The sequence below is a fragment of the Alkalimonas collagenimarina genome (assembly GCF_030717845.1).
In the GTDB taxonomy this organism is placed as follows: Bacteria; Pseudomonadota; Gammaproteobacteria; order Enterobacterales; family Alteromonadaceae; genus Alkalimonas; species Alkalimonas collagenimarina.
On sequence record NZ_JAUZVZ010000005.1, the window covers coordinates 135,751 to 159,425 of the forward strand.

Annotated in this window: 19 protein-coding genes and 3 tRNA genes; 17 read left to right on the top strand and 5 right to left on the bottom strand. The window is 48.4% G+C overall.

Features of this window, described 5'->3' with window-relative positions; all coding sequences use genetic code 11:
* Window positions 1-4: 4 nt before the first annotated feature.
* Both Q3O60_RS04830 and metH read left to right on the top strand, forming a co-directional pair.
* The gene (locus tag Q3O60_RS04830; protein ID WP_305892780.1) at window positions 5-1,072 is read left to right on the top strand and encodes a homocysteine S-methyltransferase family protein; all 1,068 of its coding nucleotides are present in this window, start codon (window positions 5-7) and stop codon (window positions 1,070-1,072) included.
* On the top strand, window positions 1,072-3,696 hold the full coding sequence (metH, locus tag Q3O60_RS04835) for a methionine synthase (protein ID WP_305892781.1): 2,625 nt from the start codon (window positions 1,072-1,074) through the stop codon (window positions 3,694-3,696). The genes Q3O60_RS04830 and metH overlap by 1 nt, the downstream gene beginning before the upstream one ends.
* A 79-nt stretch (window positions 3,697-3,775) precedes the next feature.
* On the opposite strand, the gene Q3O60_RS04840 is transcribed toward metH, so the two are convergent.
* A complete protein-coding gene (locus tag Q3O60_RS04840; protein ID WP_305892782.1) occupies window positions 3,776-4,468 on the bottom strand; it encodes a substrate-binding periplasmic protein in 693 nt (230 codons plus the stop codon).
* Window positions 4,469-4,613: 145 nt separating this feature from the next.
* Between Q3O60_RS04840 and Q3O60_RS04845 the strand changes: the two genes are divergently transcribed.
* From Q3O60_RS04845 to Q3O60_RS04910, 14 genes are all read left to right on the top strand, one after another.
* A complete protein-coding gene (locus Q3O60_RS04845) occupies window positions 4,614-5,363 on the top strand; it encodes a substrate-binding periplasmic protein (RefSeq protein ID WP_305892783.1) in 750 nt (249 codons plus the stop codon).
* 171 nt (window positions 5,364-5,534) lie between these two features.
* Entirely contained in the window at window positions 5,535-6,275 is a 741-nt protein-coding gene (locus Q3O60_RS04850; protein ID WP_305892784.1) for a hypothetical protein, read from the top strand.
* Between the two features lie 16 nt (window positions 6,276-6,291).
* On the top strand, window positions 6,292-6,741 hold the full coding sequence (locus Q3O60_RS04855; protein ID WP_305892785.1) for a regulatory protein RecX: 450 nt from the start codon (window positions 6,292-6,294) through the stop codon (window positions 6,739-6,741).
* A 9-nt stretch (window positions 6,742-6,750) separates the two neighbouring features.
* Complete coding sequence (gene alaS, locus Q3O60_RS04860) at window positions 6,751-9,378, top strand: alanine--tRNA ligase (RefSeq protein ID WP_305892786.1); 2,628 nt, start codon at window positions 6,751-6,753, stop codon at window positions 9,376-9,378.
* A gap of 265 nt (window positions 9,379-9,643) precedes the next feature.
* The gene (csrA, locus tag Q3O60_RS04865; protein WP_305892787.1) at window positions 9,644-9,835 is read left to right on the top strand and encodes a carbon storage regulator CsrA; all 192 of its coding nucleotides are present in this window, start codon (window positions 9,644-9,646) and stop codon (window positions 9,833-9,835) included.
* 150 nt (window positions 9,836-9,985) lie between these two features.
* Window positions 9,986-10,075, top strand: a tRNA-Ser gene (locus Q3O60_RS04870).
* Window positions 10,076-10,088: 13 nt separating this feature from the next.
* Window positions 10,089-10,165 (top strand) — tRNA-Arg (locus Q3O60_RS04875).
* A 46-nt stretch (window positions 10,166-10,211) separates the two neighbouring features.
* A tRNA-Arg gene (locus tag Q3O60_RS04880) sits at window positions 10,212-10,288 on the top strand.
* Between the two features lie 318 nt (window positions 10,289-10,606).
* Window positions 10,607-11,923, top strand: coding sequence for a PqiA/YebS family transporter subunit (locus Q3O60_RS04885; protein WP_305892788.1), 1,317 nt, complete (start codon window positions 10,607-10,609; stop codon window positions 11,921-11,923).
* On the top strand, window positions 11,920-13,563 hold the full coding sequence (pqiB, locus tag Q3O60_RS04890; protein ID WP_305892789.1) for an intermembrane transport protein PqiB: 1,644 nt from the start codon (window positions 11,920-11,922) through the stop codon (window positions 13,561-13,563). Before Q3O60_RS04885 ends, pqiB begins: the two co-directional genes overlap by 4 nt.
* Entirely contained in the window at window positions 13,560-14,129 is a 570-nt protein-coding gene (locus Q3O60_RS04895; protein ID WP_305892790.1) for a PqiC family protein, read from the top strand. The genes pqiB and Q3O60_RS04895 overlap by 4 nt, the downstream gene beginning before the upstream one ends.
* A gap of 246 nt (window positions 14,130-14,375) precedes the next feature.
* A complete protein-coding gene (locus tag Q3O60_RS04900; protein ID WP_305892791.1) occupies window positions 14,376-14,618 on the top strand; it encodes an OadG family protein in 243 nt (80 codons plus the stop codon).
* 12 nt (window positions 14,619-14,630) lie between these two features.
* Window positions 14,631-16,406 (top strand): sodium-extruding oxaloacetate decarboxylase subunit alpha, encoded by a 1,776-nt coding sequence (gene oadA / locus Q3O60_RS04905; RefSeq protein WP_305892792.1) that lies wholly within the window; start codon window positions 14,631-14,633, stop codon window positions 16,404-16,406.
* A gap of 12 nt (window positions 16,407-16,418) precedes the next feature.
* Complete coding sequence (locus Q3O60_RS04910; RefSeq protein WP_305892793.1) at window positions 16,419-17,549, top strand: sodium ion-translocating decarboxylase subunit beta; 1,131 nt, start codon at window positions 16,419-16,421, stop codon at window positions 17,547-17,549.
* A 30-nt stretch (window positions 17,550-17,579) separates the two neighbouring features.
* Here the strand turns inward: Q3O60_RS04910 and Q3O60_RS04915 are convergent, their stop codons facing one another.
* The gene (locus tag Q3O60_RS04915; protein WP_305892794.1) at window positions 17,580-18,677 is read right to left on the bottom strand and encodes an anhydro-N-acetylmuramic acid kinase; all 1,098 of its coding nucleotides are present in this window, start codon (window positions 18,675-18,677) and stop codon (window positions 17,580-17,582) included.
* Between the two features lie 3 nt (window positions 18,678-18,680).
* Complete coding sequence (locus Q3O60_RS04920; RefSeq protein ID WP_369812633.1) at window positions 18,681-20,000, bottom strand: peptidoglycan DD-metalloendopeptidase family protein; 1,320 nt, start codon at window positions 19,998-20,000, stop codon at window positions 18,681-18,683.
* A gap of 139 nt (window positions 20,001-20,139) precedes the next feature.
* Between Q3O60_RS04920 and tyrS the strand changes: the two genes are divergently transcribed.
* A complete protein-coding gene (tyrS, locus tag Q3O60_RS04925) occupies window positions 20,140-21,342 on the top strand; it encodes a tyrosine--tRNA ligase (protein WP_305892795.1) in 1,203 nt (400 codons plus the stop codon).
* 89 nt (window positions 21,343-21,431) lie between these two features.
* Here tyrS and Q3O60_RS04930 read toward each other — a convergent pair whose 3' ends face one another.
* Window positions 21,432-22,736, bottom strand: a complete 1,305-nt coding sequence (locus Q3O60_RS04930; protein WP_305892796.1) for a mechanosensitive ion channel family protein — start codon at window positions 22,734-22,736, stop codon at window positions 21,432-21,434.
* A gap of 21 nt (window positions 22,737-22,757) precedes the next feature.
* Entirely contained in the window at window positions 22,758-23,675 is a 918-nt protein-coding gene (locus tag Q3O60_RS04935; protein ID WP_305892797.1) for an AEC family transporter, read from the bottom strand.

Here is a 23,675-nt window from a genome sequence, read left to right on the forward strand (position 1 = left end):
TGCAATGAGTCAAGCCCGTTTAACTCCGGCACAGCTGCGGGAGCTGTTACAGCAACGCATTTTGATCCTTGATGGTGCTATGGGAACCATGATTCAGGCGCATCAGTTTGATGAAGAAGACTATCGTGGTGCCGAGTTTGCCGATTGGCCGAGTGACCTAAAGGGCAATAATGATTTGCTGGCACTGACACAACCTGAGGTCATCAAAGACATCCATCGCCAATATTTGCTGGCGGGCGCCGATATTGTTGAAACCAATAGTTTTAATGCCACTACCATCGCGATGGCCGATTACCAGATGGAAGGCCTGTCGGCTCGTATTAATCGTGAGGCTGCCGCTTTAGCGCGTCAGGCCTGTGATGAAGTCACTGCAACAACACCTGAACGACCACGTTTTGTTGCTGGTGTGCTCGGCCCGACTAACAGAACCGCATCGATATCGCCCGATGTAAATGATCCTGGGTTTCGTAATGTCAGTTTTGATGAGTTGGTGTTGGCGTACAAAGAATCGACTCATGCGTTGGTTGAAGGTGGTGCCGATATTATTATGCTGGAAACCATCTTTGATACCTTGAATGCCAAAGCCGCTGCTTTTGCTGTATTAGAGGTATTTGACGAGTTGGGCTATGAGCTGCCAGTGATGATTTCTGGCACCATTACTGATGCCTCAGGCCGAACCTTATCGGGCCAGACCACCGAAGCCTTTTATCATTCAATGGCACATGTGCAGCCGGTTTGTTTCGGGCTAAATTGCGCTTTGGGGCCAGATTTATTGAGGCCTTATGTCGAGGCGTTATCAACCGTATCTGAAGCCTATGTATCGGTACATCCAAATGCTGGCTTGCCCAATGAATTTGGGGAGTACGACTTAGGTGCCGAAGAGATGGCGGCTGAAATTGCCGACTGGGCACGGCAGGGCTTTGTCAATATCGTGGGTGGCTGTTGTGGCACCACACCTGAGCATATACGCACCATCGCTGAAGCGGTAGCTGGTGTGCAACCGCGACAACCAAAATCAGTCAGTCACCAGTTTAATCTGGCCGGCCTAGAAGCATTTTCTCCGGAGTGGTAATGCAACAGCAAGCACGTTTTATCAATATTGGCGAACGAACCAATGTCACCGGTTCCGCTCGCTTTAAAAAGCTGATCCTCAATAGTGATTATGAGACGGCATTAGAGGTCGCCAAGCAACAAGTCGAAAATGGAGCTCAGATTATTGATATCAACATGGATGAAGCCATGTTGGATAGCAAAGCTGCGATGGTGCGCTTTTTGAACTTGTTGGCTGGAGAGCCTGATATTGCTCGTGTGCCGATCATGGTCGACTCTTCAAAATGGGAGGTGATAGAAGCAGCGCTCAAATGCATTCAGGGCAAAGCCATTGTTAACTCCATCTCGTTAAAAGAAGGCGAAGCCCAGTTTATTGAGCAGGCCAAACGAGTGCGTCGTTATGGCGCTGCGGCCGTGGTGATGGCATTTGATGAAGTGGGTCAAGCCGATACGCAGCAGCGTAAAGTCGAAATTTGTCAGCGCGCTTATCACATCCTGGTGAATCAGGTTGGTTTCCCGCCGGAAGATATTATCTTTGATCCCAATATCTTCGCTGTAGCCACCGGCATTGAAGAACACAACAATTACGCCGTTGATTTTATTGAAGCCTGCCGGGATATCAAGCGACTGTGCCCTTACGCCAAAATTTCTGGGGGTGTCTCTAATATTTCATTCTCGTTCCGTGGCAATGACCCAGTGCGCGAAGCCATGCATTCGGTATTTTTGTATTATGCCATTGCGGCTGGGTTGGATATGGGAATTGTTAACGCAGGCCAACTGGCGGTGTACGACGATATCCCTGATTTGCTGCGTGAGCGTGTTGAAGATGTCATTCTCAACCGGCGGGAAGATGCGACCGAGCGGCTGTTAGAAATCGCCCCCGAGTTTAAAGGCGATGGTAGTGTGGCAGAAAAGCAGGACGATGTCTGGCGCAGCTGGCCAGTCAATAAACGGCTGGAGCATGCCTTGGTCAAAGGCATTACCGATTTTATAGAACAGGATACTGACGAAGCCAGACAACAAGCTGAAAAACCATTGCATGTCATTGAAGGGCCCTTGATGGACGGCATGAATGTGGTCGGTGATTTATTCGGTGAAGGAAAGATGTTCCTACCCCAAGTGGTGAAATCGGCCCGGGTAATGAAAAAAGCCGTGGCATTTTTACAGCCTTATATTGAGCAAGAGAAAAGTGGTGGCAGTGCACAGGGAAAAATTTTGCTGGCAACGGTGAAGGGCGACGTACATGACATCGGCAAAAATATTGTTGGAGTGGTCCTGCAATGCAACAACTTTGAAGTGATTGATCTGGGCGTGATGGTGCCTTGCGCAAAGTTGCTGCAAATTGCTAAAGAGGAGCAAGTGGATGCGATTGGACTCTCTGGCTTGATCACGCCATCGCTGGATGAAATGGTGCATGTCGCTAAAGAGATGCAGCGACTGGATTTTACCGTGCCGCTATTAATTGGAGGTGCAACCACGTCGAAAGTGCATACCGCAGTCAAAATTGAGCCTCACTATCAGCACGGCGTAGTGTATGTGCCCAATGCGTCGCGCAGTGTGTCTGTGGTGCAGTCGCTGATTAGCAAAACCGGCAAAGCCGATTACCTGACTCGCATTAAAACTGAATACGAAACGGCCCGTGAGCAGCATAAGCGCAGCCGGCCCGGTCAGACCATGTTGTCATTGGCACAAGCTCGCTCGAATGCCGTGCAGCTGGATCTAAGCAAAGTCGCGCCGCCTCCCAAGCAGCCTGGCGTGCATGTATGGCACGATGTGGATCTGCAACAGCTTAGGGACTATATCGATTGGACGCCTTTCTTTATGACCTGGCAGCTTTCTGGCAAGTATCCGGCTATTTTAAATCATGCTGAAGTCGGTATGGAAGCGCGGAAGTTGTTCAAGGATGCCAATGCTATGCTGGATCGCATGATTACCGAGCAGCGTGTTGCAGGCAAAGCAATTTTTGGTTTGTTTCCAGCCAACAGCGAGGGCGATGATATTATCGTCTATACCGATGAAAGCCGAACGCAGGAACGCTGTCGCCTGCATCAACTTCGGCAGCAACTTCAGCTACGCAATAAGATCCCTAACAGCTGTCTGAGTGATTTTATTGCGCCTGTTGGAAGTGGAGTGGCAGACTACGTTGGAGCCTTTGCCGTCAGTACCGGCTTTGGAGCGGATGAGTTTGCGGCTGAATTTGTTGCAGAGCATGATGATTACAATAGCATTATGGTGAAAGCACTGGCCGATAGGCTGGCTGAAGCGCTGGCAGAATATCTGCATCTGAAAGTACGGCGTGATTACTGGGGGTATGCGTCAGAGGAAACCCTTGAGAACGAACAGTTGATCCGTGAACTGTATCAGGGGATCCGGCCTGCACCAGGTTATCCTGCCTGTCCGGAGCACACTGAAAAAGAGACGTTATGGCAGTTGCTGGATGTTGAAACGAACATTGGCATGGAGTTAACTGAAAGCTTTGCCATGTGGCCGGGCGCTGCGGTCAGTGGTTGGTATCTGGCTCACCCTGACAGTAAGTACTTTGCCGTCAGTAAAATTGGTCAGGATCAACTGGAAGATTATGCCAAACGCAAAGGCTGGACACTGGCTCAGGCGGAAAGCTGGCTGGCGCCAAACCTTAATAACTGATGCTATCAGGTAAAGGCAACGGTAAATGAGGTAAATAGCTGGCCCTGATGTCTTGCAACTTGCCCTGATCGTACAGGCGTTACCATGCCTGACTCAGTTGCTGTTGAAGTTGGGGCGATGTGGTATGGCGGCTAAAACCGAAATACACAGGGTTGTTATAAATGACCATCAGTTGCTGATAGTTGCGATCTTGCATGAGGCCTTGTTGTTGCCAATGGTATAGGGTCGTTTGATCTTCAAGCACTGCTTGTACACGACCACTATCAAGCAAAGCCAGTTTATCCTCATGACTGCGTATTTCCACTAAGGTCGGTGAGAAAGCATCCTGCTCTATCAGTTGATGAAACTCTTCCCCATAATAGGCACCATTTAAAATCGCAATCATACTATGCAGTGGCCAGTTGGCTAATTCAGCTAAGGTTTGAACCGGAGGTACCTTACTTGGATCACCAATCAAGACCACAGTCTCCATATGGTGAGGGCCAATAAAAATAAAATCGCTCATTCGTTCAGCCGAAACCGATAAATGCGTGACAACATCCAGTTGTCCTTGCGCAATGAGCTGTAAAGAGCGACGCCAAGGACTTTGTAAAATGGTCAACTCACAGCCTACTTCATCGGCTAAAGTTTGTATTAAGTCAATCGACAGCCCTTGCCAGCCTGATTCTGTCGGGTTTAGATGGGGAGGGAAATAACCATCGGCACCTAAGCGAAGTTGGCAACTGTAGGTGTAAAATGACCAGAACAATAGAAACGAAACAACCAATTTCATAGCAGATTTCCACTAAAGTACTGTGTTGAGTATGGCTCATTTTTGGGAGGCATGAAAATAATCGCCTACAGAAAACCAGTTTCATGCCCGAACGCAATGATTGCAACTATACTAAAAAAGAGTTCACCATTAAGGGTTAGTAGTGATGCGAGCTATTCTTGCTTTAAGCCTATGGTTGGTCAGCACCTATAGCGTAGCAGAGAACACGTTGACGGTGCTGGTTGGGATGGATAAACCACCTTACATTCAGCTACAGGATGGCACTGGCTTTGAATTGGAGCTTCTGAGAAAAGTGGCGCTGCATATGGGCTATGAGGCGGTATTTTTACATGTGCCCAATGCGCGGATCCGTTATTTGCTTGAACAGGGACATGGTGACGTTGCCACACTACAAAACGCCAGTGATTTTTCAATCGACTTGTTCTATTCCCTGCCATATATCCGCTATCAAAATGCCGTCATCACGCTACGACATCGCGAGTTCCAGATACAACACAGTCAGGATTTAGCTCGTTTGAGTGTTATCGGATTTCAAAATGCCAGTCATGTTTTAGGGCCGGACTTTGCTGAGATGGCGGAGGCGTCAAGGCGTTATCAGGAAACCACCAACCAGAAAACACAGGTGGATATGTTGTTGGCAAATCGGGTGGATGCGGCGGTAATGGATATCAACATTTTTCACTATTTTCGTCGGGTTGCTGACGATAATCAACCAATCCAACTGCACAGCTTGTTTCCAGTCAGTGACTATCGGGCTGCCTTTCGGGAGCGTCGTTTACAGCAGGAATTCGATCAAGCGTTGGTGAAGGTTCAAAGAAATGAACACTACCGCCAGCTGCAATTGGAGTTTTTTGGCTCCGTTAACCAGCTGTCTCCATTACCTGCAACCCCCTAATGCGCATACTTTGCTTGTCTTTAAATCCTTACCAAACCCCGGAAGCTTTGAAGCTAACATCTTAAGGTTACTTGGATATACTTTTCCAGTATCATATGGCAAAAGTTATATTTAAGCCTAGCTACTGAAGCCGATGTTGTCAGGTAAAAGGGCTTTGACTAAGGACACGCTGTGCGCGAACACTTTTCTCTATTGGCTATCATACGCCAACGTCCGGCTCTGGCGGCTGTGGCTTGGATCAAACAAGGCTGGCGTTTATTTGTGCAGGCGCCTTGGTTATGGATCCAGCTGCTGGCTTTTACTTTACTGGTCAATTTGCTGGCCTCGATGCATCCGTTATTGACCGTGGCTGCTTTTTTTCTGAATCCCTTTTTAACCGCTGGTTTGTATAAAAGCATGGCTGGTGTGCAACGAGGTGAGTCTGTCGGATTTGCCTGGCTATTCAAGCCATTGCAAGAGCCAGTCTATCGACAGGTTTTTTTGCAACTGGCGGCGCTGAATTTGTTGATTGCTATTCCATTGAGTTTAATGGGACAGCATCTGTTGGTGCAACTTTCAGAACAAAGCTTAGATCTGGTTCAAGTGCTATTGTTTGTGGCGGCTTATGGTTTGGTCTGGATGATGTTCAGTTATGCCGTGGCGATATTGTATTTCTTGCCTGAAAAACGGCTACTACCAGCCTTGCAAGCCAGCCTGATGGCGTGTTGGAAAAATATCGTGCCATTGTTGCTGTTTGCACTGCTTGCGTTTGCCTTAGCACTTGTGACGATCCCAACCATGCTGCTTGGAATGGTCATCGTGATGCCATTGATCAGCATTGCTTTTTTTATCTCGTTTCAGGATATTTTTCTGGTAGAACCGGGACCGCCCTCGCAGCAGCCACCAGAAGACCCGGATGTACTTGAAGTGTAACTAGTATTGATACTGCATGATGACTTTAAATGAGTTAAAAAAAGCGGCTTTGACACTACTTGCGCGACGTGAATACAGTTGTCATCAATTACGACAACGTTTACTTAGCAAGACAGAAGATGACCAGCTGGTTCAGCAAGTGATATCATGGTGTCAGTCTGAACAGTATCAAAGCGATGAACGTTTTGTCGATATGCTTATACGCTCACGCTTAGCGAAAGGGTATGGGCCTTTATACATTCATCAAGAGTGTCGTCAACATGGCGTGCTTAAAGAGCTGGTCGAGCAACAATTGGCGGCTGAGTCCCCTGATTGGTGCGCGATTGCGCGTCAGCTGTACGATAAAAAATATGCCAACAATGCAATCAATTCTGCTAGTGAAAAAGCCAAGCGCATGCGTTATCTGCTGCAGCGTGGTTTTACTTCCGAGCACTGCCATGCGTTGTTTCACACCAAAAGAAGTTAGGGTTACTACATGACTATGACATCATCCGACATTCGCCGTACTTTTCTGGATTATTTTGCTCGCCAGGGACATCAAATTGTCCCAAGTGCCTCGTTAATTCCGGGGAATGATGCCACCTTGTTGTTTACCAATGCTGGCATGGTGCCGTTTAAGGATGTTTTTTTGGGGCAGGATCCACGGCCTTATAGCCGAGCGACCTCGGCCCAGCGTTGTGTGCGGGCGGGTGGCAAGCACAACGATTTGGAGAATGTTGGCTATACCGCGCGCCACCATACATTTTTTGAAATGCTGGGTAACTTTAGTTTTGGCGATTATTTTAAAAAAGAAGCCATCGATTATGCGTGGCAATTCCTGACTGCAGAATTGAAATTGCCGGCTGAAAAATTGTTGGTCACGGTGTATGAGTCAGATAATGAAGCCTACGAACTGTGGACTCAGCACATTGGGGTTCCGGCAGAGCGGGTGATCCGGATTGGCGATAACAAGGGTGCAGCTTATGCATCGGATAATTTTTGGTCGATGGGTGATACCGGCCCTTGTGGCCCTTGTACCGAAGTGTTTTATGATCATGGTGCTGAGATCTGGGGCGGCCCGCCAGGCAGCCCGGAAGAAGATGGTGATCGTTTCATCGAGATCTGGAATATCGTCTTTATGCAGTTCAATCGTCATGCGGATGGCCGTATGGAGCCCTTACCTAAGCCCAGTGTTGATACGGGAATGGGGCTGGAGCGTATTGCTGCCATCATGCAGGGCGTACATAGCAACTACGAAACCGATACCTTTCAGGCATTGATTAAAGCGGCTGCAGGCGTAACGGGTGCGACGGACCTGAGTAATAAGTCTTTACGCGTCATTGCGGATCATATTCGCAGCTGTGCTTTTCTGGTGATCGATGGGGTGCAGCCATCCAATGAAGGCCGAGGGTATGTACTTCGCCGGATAATTCGTCGAGCAGTACGCCATGGCAATCAGTTGGGCGCGCGTGGTGCCTTTTTCTATAAGTTGGTTGCGGCACTGGTGGAGCAGATGGGCGAAGCTTATCCAGAGTTGCAGGCGCGGCAGGCCGTGATCGAAAAGCTACTGCGTATTGAGGAAGAGCAGTTTGGTAAAACTCTGCAACGTGGTCTCAGCATGCTGGAAGACGCACTGCAGCAAGTGACTGACAAAGTCTTACCAGGTGATTTGGTATTTCGCTTGTACGATACCTATGGTTTCCCAGTCGATTTAACCAACGATGTTGCCCGGGAGCGGGGTTATCAGGTTGATCTGGATGGCTTTGAAGCTGAAATGCAGCAACAGCGGCAACGAGCACAACAGGCCAGTCAGTTTGGTACCGATTACAATCAACAATTGAGCAGCAAGCAAGTAACGGACTTCACTGGTTATCAGCATGACACTGGCAATGCAACTGTGGTTGAGATTATTCGTAATGGTGAAGCATGTCAGCAGCTTGCTGATGGTGAAGAAGCCTTGATTATTCTCGACCAAACGCCCTTTTACGCTGAGTCCGGTGGTCAAATGGGCGATACCGGCCACTTGGTTGCTGATGATGGCGGTGTTTTTGCTGTCACCGATACCATTAAAGTCGGCAAGGCGCATGGTCACAAAGGTACACTCAAAGGAAGCTTACAGCTTGGGCAAAAAATTAACGCCCAGATTGATGAGCGTCGGCGACAGGCTATTCGGCAGAACCACTCTGCGACTCATTTAGTGCATGCTGCTTTGCGGCAAGTGGTTGGGGAGCATGTGACGCAAAAAGGCTCGCTAGTAGGGCCTGATCGTTTTCGTTTTGATTTTTCGCATTTTGAAGCGGTCACTGCTGCAGAGTTGCAGCAGGTCGAGCAGCTGGTGAACCAACATATTCAGGCCAATCATCCAGTGCAAACCGAACTGATGGATCTTGAATCAGCCAAGGCCGCCGGTGCGATGGCACTTTTTGGTGAGAGATACGACGAGGCTGTGCGTGTACTCACCATGAGCCCTTTTTCTGTTGAATTATGCGGTGGCACCCATGTGACCCAGACCGGTGATATTGGTTTGTTTAAAATTGTGGCTGAAGGCGGTATCGCAGCAGGGGTGCGACGGATTGAGGCGGTGACTGGCATGCAGGCATTGCACTGGGTCCATCAGTTAGAGCAACAAGCTCATCAGGTGGCGACTTTACTGAAAGGCGATCTGATGTCTATTGCTGAGCGAGTTCAGCAAGCACAAGATCGAAGCCGCGTGTTGGAAAAAGACATGGAGCAATTGAAACAGAAAATAGCCAGTCAGGCCGGTGCTTCATTGCTAGATCAAGTACAGATCATTGCCGATACCAAAGTACTCATTACCGAGTTACCTCAAGTTGAGAGCAAAGCATTGCGTGGCATCTTGGATGAGCTGAAAAATAAACTGGGTTCAGGGGTGCTACTATTGGCTACCGTGAATGATGGCAAGATTAGTTTAATTGCAGGTGTTACCAAAGATCTGACCGATAAGGTACATGCCGGTAAGTTGGTGGCATGGGCTGCCAGTCAGGTTGGCGGTAAAGGTGGTGGTCGCCCTGATATGGCACAAGCAGGTGGAACGGATAGTGCAGCATTGCCAACGATGTTACAAGGCGCAACCGAGCAGGTGAAGTTGCAACTTACTAGCTGAACCAGTGATCCCAAGCGACGATTATCAACTATATATAAATAAGTTGTAAGCGATAGCAAAAAAATCATCGTCAATGAAGCATCTTTGCTACACTGATTTTGAGATAAATTACTTTCACGGTAAGGCCGATGAAATTTGTGTTGAAATTATCCAGCTTGCTTTTCTTTCTGTAAGCAGCTGAGGTATGATAGAGCACTTTTTCAGGATCTCAGGCAACGACTGGGTGCAATAACTGAACCGAAAACAAGGAAATAGGAGCAAACGAATGCTAATTTTAACTCGACGGGTTGGTGAAACGCTAATGATTGGCGATGAAGTCACTGTGACCGTTCTGGGCGTCAAAGGAAATCAGGTACGTATTGGTGTGAATGCACCGAAAGAAGTATCGGTTCATCGTGAAGAGATTTACATGCGCATTCAGGCTGAAAAGTCGCCAGATGACCAAGGCAACGCCTAAGCTGTTGGCAAACAAGATTGTTGGCCGTAGTCCTTAGTGCCTGCAATTATTTGCTCAGATTGTTTAAAAGGTCAGCAAACGCGCTGACTAACCGAAAAATTGTTTGACTTATTTTCCTGAGACTTTAATATACACGCCGCAAGACAGAGCGGAGAAATGGCCGAGTGGCTGAAGGCGCACCCCTGCTAAGGGTGTATAGGGGAAACTCTATCGAGGGTTCGAATCCCTCTTTCTCCGCCATTTTTATCGGATTGGACGCGTAGCTCAGCTGGATAGAGTACTCGGCTACGAACCGAGCGGTCGGAGGTTCGAATCCTCCCGCGTCCGCCATCTGATAAAAAATTGATGCAATGAAGTACACCGTGAAACGATTTATGGACGCGTAGCTCAGCTGGATAGAGTACTCGGCTACGAACCGAGCGGTCGGAGGTTCGAATCCTCCCGCGTCCGCCATATTCGAAGAACCCCGCTAAGGTGCAAACCAAAGCGGGTTTTTTCGTTTTAGCCCTATGCGAAACCAGCGGAAGGGTGAGATCCTCCGTAAGGTTCGACTGATTTGCCGGGAGCAAATCAGCACAGCTTTAGCTGGCCCGAAGGGCAGGCGGCAGGACAGCCGCCTGCAATCCTCCCGCGTCCGCCATATTCGAAGAACCCTGCTAAGGTGCAAACCAAAGCGGGTTTTTTCGTTTTAGCCCTATGAAAACCAGCTTTCCTTCCACCGCTCTGGTACGCTATGCTCATAACAAGAGCAAACAGGCTATCCTGAAACGAATGAGCACTTCTGGTTACCAATTGAATAGTCATGGCGAGCTGCAGACCCCAGAGGACAATAGTGAGCTGGTGCTCTGTCGTTACTGTGACTTGTTGCAGCATTTACCTGAGTTACAACCGGGTGAAGAAGCGCATTGCAGTCAATGTGGTCATCAACTCGATAGCCGTCATCCACAACCTATTTTACGGCCTATTCTTTTTGCCAGCAGTGCTCTATTTATGTTGGTACTGGCTAATTTATTTCCCTTTATTCAGCTATTTGCTGCTGGTAGTCAGCATCAAATGAATTTTTTCGATACCTCATCGGTATTATTTGCGGTGCATCATCCCGCTTTAGCAATTCTTGTATGGCTACTGATTCAGGCGATTCCCGCTTTTTGTATGATGGCGGTGATTTATCTCAAGCTAGGGATGATCATGTCGCTGCCTGGTCGTATGTGGGTGGCCAGAGTGCTTTTTATGCTGAAACCCTGGAGTATGGTCGATATCTTTTTGATCGGTTTATTGGTCAGCTTCGTTAAGTTGGTTAGTAGCGCTGATATTTCTCTGGGATTAAGTTTCTGGGCTTTTTGTCTGTTTTGCTTACTACATTTACGGACCTTTCAAGTGATCGACCGACGGGAGATGTGGGCGCGAATTGGTGTGAACCCGAAGCCATTACTCACAGCAAAGGCAGGCTTACCAGGTGTTTCTCAGCGTTTAAAAGTATGCCATTGTTGTACTGCCTTGGTGCCATTGCAGCAAATGCACTGCAGTCGCTGTGGTAGTCAGGTTCATGTTCGAATTCCTGCCAGCATCCAAAAAACCTTAGCCTTGCTTACCACGGCTGCCATACTCTATATACCCGCGAATCTCTATCCTATTATGGTGACGGTATCGGTGGGGCAACGGACTGAATCCACCATTGTCACAGGCATTCAGTTACTTTGGCTGGATGGCGCTTATCCGGTTGCGATCATTATCGCTATCGCCAGTGTGGTGATCCCACTGTTTAAAATCGTTATTTTATTTTGGCTTTGCTATTTGGCGCTTCAACCACAGAGTGATCGTCAAGATATCTCCACCTGGGTATTCCGCTGGGTTGACTGGATTGGCCGTTGGTCTATGGTGGATGTATTGGTGGTCGCTATATTAGCTGCTTTAGTGCGATTTGATTTATTGATGAGTGTTTACCCTGGTCCTGCTGCCGTCATTTTTGCAACGGTCGTCATTACGACTATGCTGGCGGCGTTAAGCTTTGATCCACGTTTGCTCTGGGATCAGAGCAATGAGAATGAGGCTGATATGCAACAGGCTACTGCAAAGGAAATATTGTGACTGCAGCGATAAAAAAACAGGCGAGTGTTCAGGCCATTCGACAATGGTCGCCAATTTGGATTGTTCCACTAGCGGCGGTTGGTATCGGTATCTGGATGCTCTATTACAGCATCCAGAACCAAGGGCCTTTGGTGACTTTAGTTGCACCGCATGCAGAAGGGGTGATTGCAGGTAAAACCTCGGTAAAAAGTCGTAGTGTGGATGTGGGTCAGGTTGTATCGGTAGATTTGACCAGTGATTTAAAACAAGTCGAGATCAAGGTACGGATGCGGCCTGATACTGAGCCTTTATTGACCAGCGAGTCTCAATTCTGGGTGGTTCGGCCTCAGATAAGTCGCTCAGGTATTACAGGTTTAAATACCTTGCTTTCAGGGGCCTATATCGAGCTATTACCTGGTGATGCAGGGCGTCTTACCTTGCAGCACAACTTACTCGATACTCCACCGATTGCACCGGCAGATGCTGCAGGTATTCGCATTCGTTTGCATAGTGACGATACTGGATTACTGACCATAGGCGACCCGGTTTTATACCGCGGCTTTGAGGTGGGTACGGTAGAACTGACTAGTTTCGATATTGCTGAACGCCGGATGGCATACCAGCTATTTATTCGCTCACCTTACGATTCGCTGGTAACCGAAAATGTGCGCTTTTGGTTGGCGAGTGGTGTCAGTTTTGACGTCACGGCTGAAGGCGTGCGAGTCGATCTGGCATCCATTGCCACCTTGGTGAGTGGGGGAGTAAGCTTTGATGTGATGGAAGGCTGGCCTATGGGAGCACCGGTAGCTACCAATACCGAGTTTGTGTTGTTTCCCACCAAAAGTAGCATTCAAGAGGGCATGTACAGCGAATATTTGGAATACCTGTTATTTTTTGAAGAATCGGTCCGTGGATTAAAAGCAGGAGCGCCCGTTGAATATAGAGGGATACGGATAGGAACAGTCATTAGTGTGCCTTTCTTTTTCTCCATGGCAAGCCCACTTGAGACCTCTATCGATCAAGGTGTTCCGGTATTAATTCGGCTTGAAACGGGCCGTTTGCACGAGAGTATCAGTACGGAGCAACTTAAGCTGCAATTGGAGCATGGTGTTGAGCAAGGCCTGCGAGCTATTTTGAAAACAAGCAGCTTGTTGACCGGAGGGCTTTACATTGATCTCGATCGGGTCGATGATGCAGAAGTGCTTGAAGCGAGCATGAGTTATGCCGGTTATGCAACCTTGCCAACGGCCCGTGGAGGCTTAAGTAACATTGAACAAAAGGTCTTGTTGGCACTGGATAAGATAACTCAATTGCCGGTCGAGCCATTATTAAATGAAGGGACTCGAACCCTGGCACAGACGACCGCAGTGATGCTGGAGGTTGAACAGCTGGTTAACCGGTTGGATAGCTATTTACAACAGCCAGCATGGCAGCAAGCTCCCGAACAACTTCAGCAAAGCTTACTAGAGTTGCAACAAGTGCTGCAATCCTTTGGGCCAGATTCCGAAACACATCAGCGCCTGAACAACAATTTGCAGAGTTTTGAGCAACTTCAACGCGAATTACAGCCTTTACTTCGAACGTTAAACCAGCGTAGTAATGCGCTGATATTTCAGGCAACACCTGAGCCTGATCCTGAGCCTAAGAGAGCGCGCCCATGAAACTTTTGCTTTTGTTCGCCTTGGTTCTTCCCGCTTTGCTGGCGTGTGGCAGCACCCCGGTTAAAACTCAGTATTATCAGCTGCCCCATGTTGATGCAGTACCTACAAACCATGGGGCTGCAAAGGAGCGGCAACGAGTGGTGCTACAGTCGCTACAGCTGGCACCTTATTTAAATCAGCAAGGAATTGCTTTTCAGCAAAGTCCGACTGAATTAAGTCTGGCCAAACAGCACCTATGGGCAGATGATTTAACTTCGCAGCTACAGCGTCATTTACGGCAAAGCATTGCCAGCGAATCAACTGATTGGGTTTTGCTACCAATAGGAGCCAAAGCGAGTGTGCAGTTGTCGATCCAGCTGGAACGCTTTGTTGGAACTGCCGAAGGCTATGCACTGTTAAGTGGGGAGTACCAGCTGCAAAAAAATACGCATGTGGTGGCGGAACGGTTCTATATTGAACAACCATTGCAGCGAGATGGTTACCCTGCTTTGGTTGAAGCGCTTGCTGAAGGCTGGCAGCAACTAGCTTTGACGATTGTGCAGCAACTGGAGCAGTTTGAACGATAAAAAAATGAGCAATTGATTTACTTTCGGCAGCAATACCCATTAGAATGATTTGGATGTCTGGACGTAAAAGTGTTTATACGTTCGAGAATTCATGCCGCTTATAGCAGCTATAATGCAGCTAAATTGTTTAGCAGTATGATTATCCGCATAATAATGCGCTGGTTTGATTCGTTTTTAGCTGTACCTGCGTTCACAGTTGCTTGTATTAAACGGCTGTGGAACACTGCAATAAGAGGAGAAACTCTCATGGTAACTGACATGTTGACCGATGCGGTTGAGTTGATGGCTATTGGTATGGTCACTGTCTTTGTATTTCTGTCGATACTGGTACTGCTTGTTCAGTTGATGACCATGAGTGTTCGCCGTTTTTTTCCCACTAAAAAAGTGTCATCGTCTACGGTGGAGGTGGTTGAGTCCGATGTAATTTCACCTCGAATTGTAGCTGCCATTACTGCAGCTGTGCACCAACATCGCCAGCAACAACAATAAAAGAGGACCTTTATGAGCAAGCCATTATTACTGACTGAGCTGGTGCTGCGAGATGCGCACCAATCGCTCTTGGCAACCCGGATGCGGTTGGATGACATGCTACCCATTGCAGAGAAGCTGGATAAGGTGGGATATTGGTCGATGGAGTCGTGGGGCGGCGCCACTTTTGATTCGTGCATTCGCTACTTGGGTGAAGACCCATGGCATCGTATTCGGGCGTTAAAAAAAGCGATGCCCAATACCAAGCAACAAATGCTGTTGCGAGGTCAAAATTTGCTGGGGTATCGGCACTATGCCGATGATGTGGTTGAAGCTTTTGTTGAACGTGCGGTCACCAATGGAGTGGATGTCTTCCGTATTTTTGATGCGATGAACGATATTCGTAATCTACAAACCGCTATTCAGGCTGCGGTGAAAGCCGATGCCCATGCGCAAGGTACCATGTCCTATACGGTAAGCCCGGTGCATACCATTGATATGTGGGTCGACATGGCTGTGCAGCTAGAGGATATGGGCTGTCATTCCATTTGCATTAAAGACATGGCTGGGTTGTTAAAGCCTTATGTGGCCGAAGAGCTGATTACCCGTATTAAAGAAGCGGTGAAGATCCCGTTGGCGATGCAATGCCATGCCACGACAGGCTTGAGTACAGCTACCTACCAAAAAGCCATCGATGCTGGTATTGATATGCTGGATACCGCTATCTCGTCGATGAGTATGACCTATGGTCATAGTGCCACTGAGACGATGGTTGCCATCACGGAGGGCACTGAGCATGATACCGGGCTCGATTTGGTGTTATTGGCAGAGATTGCAGCGTACTTCCGTGAAGTACGGAAAAAGTACGCTAAATTTGAGGGGTCATTAAAAGGGGTCGATGCGCGTATCCTTCTGGCGCAGGTGCCTGGTGGCATGCTGACCAACATGGAAAGCCAGTTAAAAGAGCAAGATGCACTGGATAAATTGGATACGGTTTTAAAAGAAATCCCTAAAGTACGCGAAGATCTTGGTTTTATTCCGTTGGTCACACCGACCTCGCAAATTGTTGGTACTCAGGCTGTACTGAATGTGCTTACTGGCGAGCGGTACAAAAGCATCACCAAAGAAACTGCCGGTGTATTGAAAGGCGAATACGGCGCTACACCTGCAGAGGTAGATAGCGAGTTGCAAAAGCGGGTATTGGATGGTGCCGAGCCAATTACATGTCGTCCTGCTGATTTGTTGCAGCCAGAGATGAAGAAATTAACCAAAGAGCTAAACGAGATTGCCGCTAAAGAAGATATTAAATTAGCAACCGATCAGATTGATGATGTGCTGACCTATGCACTCTTTCCTCAAGTCGGTTTGAAGTTCTTAAAAAACCGTGACAACCCAGCAGCCTTCGAGCCAGTACCTGAAGCAGCTTCCGAAGGGACTGGTGTGGTTCCAGTGAACTCAGTACCAACTGGTACCGCAGCATACAGTGTGCGGGTAGATGGCAAAGTTTACGAAGTGGAAGTCGCTGCCAGCGGTGAGTTAAATAGCATCAAGCCTGTGGTGGAAGAAAATATCCCAGGCAGTGCCTCGGTGACAGGCAGTGGCACTTTGACTGCACCCTTAGCCGGTAATATCTGGAAAGTTGTCACCAAGACAGGTGCTCAGGTGAAGAAAGGCGATGTCGTCATTATCATGGAAGCCATGAAAATGGAGACTGAAGTGCGGGCTGCAGTGGATGGCACCATTCAACAAATCCATGTCAGTGCCGGTGATGCCGTGACCAACGGTGATGTGTTAATCACGTTCGCCTAAGGGATTGTCTTGATGGAAGCTTTAATAACCCTGATCGAATCAACCGGTGTAATGAACTTTACGCCGGGCCAGATCATTATGACTTTAGTCGGTATCGTGCTGTTGTATCTGGCGATTGCCCGCAATTTTGAGCCTTTACTGCTCTTGCCCATTGGCTTTGGTGCCATTCTGACCAATGTTCCGTTAGCAGGTATGGGCGAGGTGGGCGGCCTACTGCATATGTTTTATGAGGTCGGTGTTGGCACTGGTTTATTTCCACTGCTGATTTTTTTAGGCGTAGGTGCCATGACTGACTTTGGTGCTTTAATTGCTTATCCCAGAATGTTGTTTTTAGGTGCCGCAGCTCAGTTTGGTATCTTTGCTACCTTGCTTGGTGCTATTGCACTTAACTGGATCCCCGGCATGAGCTTTACCTTTAAAGAAGCGGCTGCTATTGCCATTATTGGCGGTGCCGATGGTCCAACCGCGATCTTTTTAGCATCGCAATTAGCCCCCGAGCTTTTAGGAGCCATTGCGGTCGCTGCGTATTCTTACATGGCGTTGGTGCCTCTAATCCAACCGCCCATTATGAAAGCACTAACGACGAAAAAAGAACGCGAAATTCAGATGACGCAGCTGCGTACGGTCAGTAAAAAAGAGAAAATCATTTTTCCACTGATTCTATTGATGCTAACCATCTTATTCTTACCGACTGCAGCACCACTGATCGGTATGTTGTGTTTGGGTAACTTGATGCGTGAAGCTGGTGTGGTCGATAGGTTGAGCAAAACCGCACAGAACGAACTGATTAATATTGTCACCATCTTCCTTGGTTTGGCAGTAGGCTCGCGCTTAAGCGCCGAGCACTTCCTGACCACCCAGACGTTAGGTATATTGATCCTGGGCATGGTTGCCTTTGCCATTGGTACCGGTTCTGGGGTAATTATGGCAAAAATTATGAATAAGCTATCGAAGCAGCCGATCAATCCTTTGGTAGGTGCAGCTGGAGTATCGGCCGTGCCGATGGCGGCTCGGGTGGTCAATAAAGTAGGCTTACAAGCCAACCCACATAATTTCCTGTTGATGCATGCAATGGGACCAAACGTTGCAGGTGTGATTGGCTCTGCAGTCGCTGCAGGTATTTTGTTAGCTCTGGTTGGTTAAAATAGGCCTTTGCCGCTAATAAAGTAGCGGTTAAGGCCGGTACTCGATACCTAGCACGCAGGCTTTGCGTGCTCCGGTCACTTCAGGAATATTGCCAGGCTGGTTTTGATCATAAGCCCATGCCAGCCAGGCAAATGCTATCGCTTCAACCCAGTCTGCAGCAATACCGACGGCATTGGTACTTTCAACTTGCGCTGGTGCAAGTAGCTGTTGTAAATCATGCATCAGTACCGGATGATGCACCCCCCCGCCACAAACATAGACGTCACTCACCTGATAGGGCTTGATGCAGTCAGCAATGCTTTGTGCGCTTAATCGGCATAGGGTGCGTTGCACATCGACGGCTGACACTTCTCCTGTCAACTGTTGTTGCAGCCAGGGTAAATGAAAATACTCCCTGCCGGTACTCTTGGGTGCTGGCTGACTAAAGTACGGATCCTGTAGCATCTTTTGAAGTAACTCAGGTTGCAGCGTACCTGCCGCTGCCATAGCGCCATTATCATCATAGGCTTGTTGTCGGTGTAACTGGACCCAGTCATCCATCAGGCAGTTGCCTGGTCCGGTATCGAAGCCTAGCACAGTGCCATCGGCTTTAAGTACACTGATATTGGCAATGCCACCAATATTGACCACCGCTCGGTTACTGCCTGATTTCGCAAAAGCGGCTTGGTGAAAGGCGGGAACTAAAGGCGCACCTTGGCCACCATAGGCCATGTCTTTACGACGAAAATCAGCGATAACGCGAATGCCTGTCTCTGCAGCCAATTGATGCATATTGCCAATCTGATAGCTAAACGGGTATGGGCCGGTAGGGCGATGTCGAATGGTTTGGCCGTGGCAACCGATGGCTTGTATATCGCTTGCATTTAAATCCGCTTGGCGCAGCAACAAAGACACACCGGCGGCATAGCACTGCGCCAATTGCAGCTCGGCTGGGCCCATTCGTTCTATTTCATTGTCTGTAGGCTGAGCTAACGCACTGAGCTCAGCTTTAAGTTCAGTTGGGAATGGGTACAGCAGGCTATGCACTAATTGTGGCGACGGTTCAGAGCAATCAACCAGCACCAGATCGATGCCATCCAAACTGGTGCCAGACATAATGCCAATGTAAAGTGAGTACGATTTCATGAATTAGTTAGCGGCCAGTAACACGCGTTCTTTGGCTTGCAGTTGGGCCAGCAAGCCGGAGGCATGCTGCAAAAACTGCTCACGATCACTGCCTTCCAGCGAGTTGGCTTTAGGTAGCTGTACCGTACGTGGATTGCGATGCACACCATTGACCACAAACTCATAATGCAAGTGAGCTCCAGTAACCCGACCGGTCGCGCCTAAGCGACCAATCACTTGGCCTTGGCGGACACGGTCACCGACTTTGACCTGACGACGCGATAGATGCAGGTACTTGGTGACAATGTTCTGACCATGCTGAATAAACACATAGTTGCCATTTAAGTTATTGAACGTTGATGCAATAACACGGCCATCGCCGGTGGATAAAATCGGGGTGCCAACCGGTGCCACGTAATCAATTCCATTGTGTGGTGCCACTCTGCCGGTGACTGGATGCAGGCGACGTGGGTTAAAGTTGGAGCTGATACGCATAAAGTTCACCGGCGCTCGTAAGAATGCCTGCCGCATGCTAGTGCCATCGGCTTTGTAATAATGACCATCGGTATGGCGAACGGTTTGGATCATTCGACCTTGATTGCTGAATTGGGCCGCTAAAATAGCGCCTGTACCAATCAGCTCGCCATCAATAAAGTTTTGTTCAAACAGCACGGTGAAGCTATCACCCGCCCGAATATCCAAGCCAAAATCAATATCCCAGCCAAAAATGGTGGCCAGATCCATAATTTGTCCGTCGGTGAGGCCTGCGGCTACACCTGCATTCCAAAAGCTCGAGTTGATGGTAGCACTGGCATAGTCGGTACGAACTTCCATCTGTTGGTGTATGTTTTCAGCCTGAAAGTGTCCTTCAGGGTGGCGGTAAACACGCAATGTTTCGAGCCTGCTAATGGCATAACGTAGCTCTTGCAACTGCCCAGCTTCATCCAAGCCAAACTCAAGTGTTTCTGATGGGAACAGCCGGGTAAGGGTCTTGGTGGCATCGCCCAACGCTAATACTTGCAACATGGTTTGTTGGCTAACATTGGCGCGTCGGAACAAGTTGGAGAGGGCATCGCCACGACTCACTTCAATCGCTTGCCAATTGAGCTGATCCGTCACATCAATGTCGTCTGCAGATTGAGATGACCACTCTGTTTCAGCGGTATCGGATAATGTGAGTGGCAGACTATAGCGTTTGCCAATCTCTAAGCTGTCTGTGTGACTGTTCTTTGAGGCGGTAGCTGATTCGAAAGGAAAGAAAAGAACCAACAACAACACCAACGATAAACTGATGATCAGCCATCGATGAGAGGTCGGAATTCGGGAGACGAGTTCATGCATCATAAAAAACACTAATACTGCTTAAAATACGAGCATACCTCCTTTTTTTGCCTGATGCCAGTTCTTTACTGATTTTCACTCGCTGCTACATCAGTTATCATAGTGGCATTGTGCATTGATTTAGTGAACTTTGGAGTAGACCATGGCCAACTGGGAGCAGGCGTTTGCTGAACTGAAACGCGGCTGCGAAGACATATTGTTGGAAGAAGAGCTAATTGCCAAGCTTAAAGAAGGCAAACCTTTGAAAATAAAGGCAGGCTTTGATCCTACTGCACCAGATTTGCATTTGGGGCATACGGTCCTTATCAACAAGTTGCGTACCTTCCAGCAGTATGGCCATGAAGTGATCTTTTTGATTGGTGATTTCACCGGCATGATAGGGGACCCAAGTGGTAAAAATGTCACTCGCAAGCCGCTCAGTCGCGACGATGTACTGGCCAATGCGGAAACCTATAAAGAACAAGTGTTTAAAATTCTGGATCCGGCCAAAACTCGCATTGCTTTTAACTCTGAATGGATGAATAAGCTGGGCGCAGATGGTTTGATCCGGCTTGCCGCAAAGCAAACCGTAGCGCGTATGCTGGAGCGGGATGATTTTAAAAAACGCTTTGCTAATCAGCAGTCCATCGCCATTCATGAGTTTTTGTATCCTTTAGTGCAGGGCTGGGATTCAGTAGCACTGGAAGCAGATGTCGAAATGGGCGGTACAGACCAGCGCTTTAATTTGCTGATGGGTCGTGAGTTGCAAAAAGAAGAGGGGCAGCGCCCGCAAACCGTGATGATGGTCCCTTTGCTGGAGGGGCTGGACGGTGTGCAGAAAATGTCCAAGTCGCTTGGTAACTATGTCGGTATTACTGATGCTCCAAACGACATGTTTGGTAAAATCATGTCGATCTCCGATGAGTTGATGTGGCGTTACTTTGAACTGCTGAGTTTCAGGCCGCTGACAGACATTGAAGAGTTGAAGCAGCGCATTGTTGCCGGCGGCAACCCGCGTGATGTTAAAATTGAGCTGGCGAAAGAAATCATTGCTCGTTTTCATGATGATGCCGCTGCAGATGCTGCTGAGCAGGACTTTATTCAGCGCTTTCAAAAGAAAGCCCTACCCGATGATATTCCCGAGCTACAACTTTCTTGTGATGGTGCATCGATGCCGATCGCCAACCTGTTAAAAGAAGCGGGCCTGGTGGCTAGTACTTCTGAAGCGATCAGAATGATCAAACAAGGTGCGGTTAAGCTAAACGGCGAAGATAAAATCGAAGACACCAGATTGGAAGTCGCCAAAGGCTCGGAGGCAATTTACCAGGTGGGTAAGCGGAAATTTGCTAAAATTCAACTGGTTTAATGCAGGGATTGAATGGTAGGGGCGCATGATTGCGCCCTTTTTATTGGATGCTGGTTAATTGATGTGGGCGCAATCATGCGCCCAAATGATCAGGCCTCGTCCGGCAGCTGGTTGTTGGGCATGGATTTAATATGCAAATCGCGCTGTGGGTAGGGGATGGTAATGCTGTTGGCTTTGAATGCCCGCCAAATGGCCAGGTTTACGTCAGATTTAATGCTTCCGGTGCCATTTTCTGGGTCGGCGATCCAGATCCGCAATTGTAGTTCGATGCCGCTATCGGCAAACTCCATAAGGCGGACCGTTGGGATTGGATCCTGCAAAATACGTGGTGAAGCGGAAGCGCATTCCAACATTAAAGCCATAGCTTGTTCTGGGTCGTCATCGTAACTAATTTGCACTTTGATAATGACTCGCACATTTGGGTCGGCATAGCTCCAGTTAATTACTTCACTGGTAATCAAGTTCTCATTAGGGATCAGGGTATCTACACCTTCGCGGTTTCGTACCACTACATAGCGTGAGTTTAATGCTTCCACCCAGCCAAATTTATCCCCAACCGTAATCACATCACCAGGTTTGATCGAGCGGTCCAGTACCAGAATAAAACCGCTGATAAAGTTGGAGGCAATGCGCTGTAAGCCAAAACCTAAACCAACCCCCAGAGCGCCGCCAAAAACGGCCAGCGAATTTAGATTGATGCCCACTGAATTTAGTGCGAACAAAAAAGCCAGAGTCAGCAATATAAACTTGCTGAACTTATTAAAACCAACCCGCATGCTGGGTGAGATATTGGCTGAACGTTGCATTTGCCGGCTGATCATTTCTGACAGCCAGATGGCAATTGTGAAGGCAAAGATGACTAAAAGCACTAATTTCATCACAGACAGCGCAGAGATGCGACTGTCGCCAAGAGTGAATGCAAGGCCATCAAAAAATAGCAGTACCGCTGGTAACCAGCCCAACAGATGCAACACCACACCAATCCAGACCAGTACCGACAGTACATTTTCAGATGACTTTAATAATGGATTGATGGTAAAGGCTTTACGTAACAGGTAAATGCTAAAACGGATCAGTGCCAATGCCCACAAAATGGGCGCTGCAATTTCGAGTAGCTGCAACGGCAACTGGTACCAGGCTAAGATGGCTTTGGCTGGTAATACAACAGCCAGAGCAATCAAGGGCCAGATTAGCCGTTGGATACTCCGGGCCGCAATATGGCGAAAACCTCTTAAGGTAACAGAGGCCTGCGTTTCCAAAAGCTTCTGAATGCGTTGATTGACCAGCGAAGCTGTTGCCGCCGCCAGCAATAATACAGCCAACTGCCACCAGGTTGCCGGGCTAAGTAATAGTTCTAGCTGAAGTTGTAACCAATTAAGCGCAGATTCCTGCATGGGCTCTTCCTTAAAGCATAATTATTGCAGCAGCCAGTACACGACTGGCAGCGTGATAAAACTAAGTAATACGCCAAATCCTACCAATGCGCTGGCCAGGCGGGGAGCCAGTCCTGCCATAATAGCAATAGCTCCGGCTGATATCATCGGTGGCATGGCCGCCATAAATACAACGGTTTGCCGCAGAGTTGGCTCAATATCTACACTACTGGCTATAGCATATGCCATCAGTGGCATCAGAGCCAGTGTCACCAGCAAACCAAACCCCAGCGGCTTTAATTCATCGCTGGACAAACGAAAACGCAGGCTGAAACCAACCGCAATCATCACCACAGGGACCAGAGTCGCTGCCACGTTGCTGAGTAACTGGGTAGCCAATGGCGGGTAGCTCGTATCACGTACTAACAGTGCCAGCACTAAGGCCAGTAAAGGTGGTGACGTCAGTACTTTTTTAATGATGGCCCGCCCTTGCAAGGCTTGCTCATGCCGACCGTAGACACTGGCAAGAATGGTTGAGTAGGTAGCCAGTGCAATGAAAGAGCCTAGCTGATCATAGATAATAGCCACGGGCATGCGCTCAGTACCCCAGAATGCTTCTACCATCGGGAAGCCCAGAAAAGAGGTGTTGCCAAGAGGAAGTACGATTAACAGCGCGACGATGACATCCCGATCCCACTTAAACAGTTTGCCAGCCAGCAGAGTCAACAGAGCCACCAAAATCAGTAAGAGCCAGGGAGTCAGTATCGGTAGCCATAACTGAGAAGAAAACTGCAACTCGGGGATTTTTAGCAACACCAAAGCCGGTAGGGCAACATTCAGTACATAGGCATTGAGTACTCTGGCACTATCCGCTGGCATGGCAGGAACTAATCTCAGTAACAGACCGATGGCCAGATAGCCCAAAATAAGCGCGTAATTATCCAGCGGCAAAGCAGGCAT

Excerpts from the sequence above, each read along its gene's own strand:
- Q3O60_RS04830 (WP_305892780.1), top strand. The coding sequence starts at position 5 with ATGAGTCAAGCCCGTTTAACTCCGGCACAGCTGCGGGAGCTGTTACAG.
- metH (WP_305892781.1), top strand. The coding sequence starts at position 1,072 with ATGCAACAGCAAGCACGTTTTATCAATATTGGCGAACGAACCAATGTC.
- Q3O60_RS04840 (WP_305892782.1), bottom strand. The coding sequence starts at position 4,468 with ATGAAATTGGTTGTTTCGTTTCTATTGTTCTGGTCATTTTACACCTAC.
- Q3O60_RS04845 (WP_305892783.1), top strand. The coding sequence starts at position 4,614 with ATGCGAGCTATTCTTGCTTTAAGCCTATGGTTGGTCAGCACCTATAGC.
- Q3O60_RS04855 (WP_305892785.1), top strand. The coding sequence starts at position 6,292 with ATGATGACTTTAAATGAGTTAAAAAAAGCGGCTTTGACACTACTTGCG.
- alaS (WP_305892786.1), top strand. The coding sequence starts at position 6,751 with ATGACTATGACATCATCCGACATTCGCCGTACTTTTCTGGATTATTTT.
- csrA (WP_305892787.1), top strand. The coding sequence starts at position 9,644 with ATGCTAATTTTAACTCGACGGGTTGGTGAAACGCTAATGATTGGCGAT.
- Q3O60_RS04885 (WP_305892788.1), top strand. The coding sequence starts at position 10,607 with ATGAGCACTTCTGGTTACCAATTGAATAGTCATGGCGAGCTGCAGACC.
- Q3O60_RS04895 (WP_305892790.1), top strand. The coding sequence starts at position 13,560 with ATGAAACTTTTGCTTTTGTTCGCCTTGGTTCTTCCCGCTTTGCTGGCG.
- Q3O60_RS04900 (WP_305892791.1), top strand. The coding sequence starts at position 14,376 with ATGGTAACTGACATGTTGACCGATGCGGTTGAGTTGATGGCTATTGGT.
- oadA (WP_305892792.1), top strand. The coding sequence starts at position 14,631 with ATGAGCAAGCCATTATTACTGACTGAGCTGGTGCTGCGAGATGCGCAC.
- Q3O60_RS04910 (WP_305892793.1), top strand. The coding sequence starts at position 16,419 with ATGGAAGCTTTAATAACCCTGATCGAATCAACCGGTGTAATGAACTTT.
- Q3O60_RS04915 (WP_305892794.1), bottom strand. The coding sequence starts at position 18,677 with ATGAAATCGTACTCACTTTACATTGGCATTATGTCTGGCACCAGTTTG.
- Q3O60_RS04920 (WP_369812633.1), bottom strand. The coding sequence starts at position 20,000 with ATGATGCATGAACTCGTCTCCCGAATTCCGACCTCTCATCGATGGCTG.
- tyrS (WP_305892795.1), top strand. The coding sequence starts at position 20,140 with ATGGCCAACTGGGAGCAGGCGTTTGCTGAACTGAAACGCGGCTGCGAA.
- Q3O60_RS04930 (WP_305892796.1), bottom strand. The coding sequence starts at position 22,736 with ATGCAGGAATCTGCGCTTAATTGGTTACAACTTCAGCTAGAACTATTA.
- Q3O60_RS04935 (WP_305892797.1), bottom strand. The coding sequence starts at position 23,675 with ATGCCTGCTTTGCCGCTGGATAATTACGCGCTTATTTTGGGCTATCTG.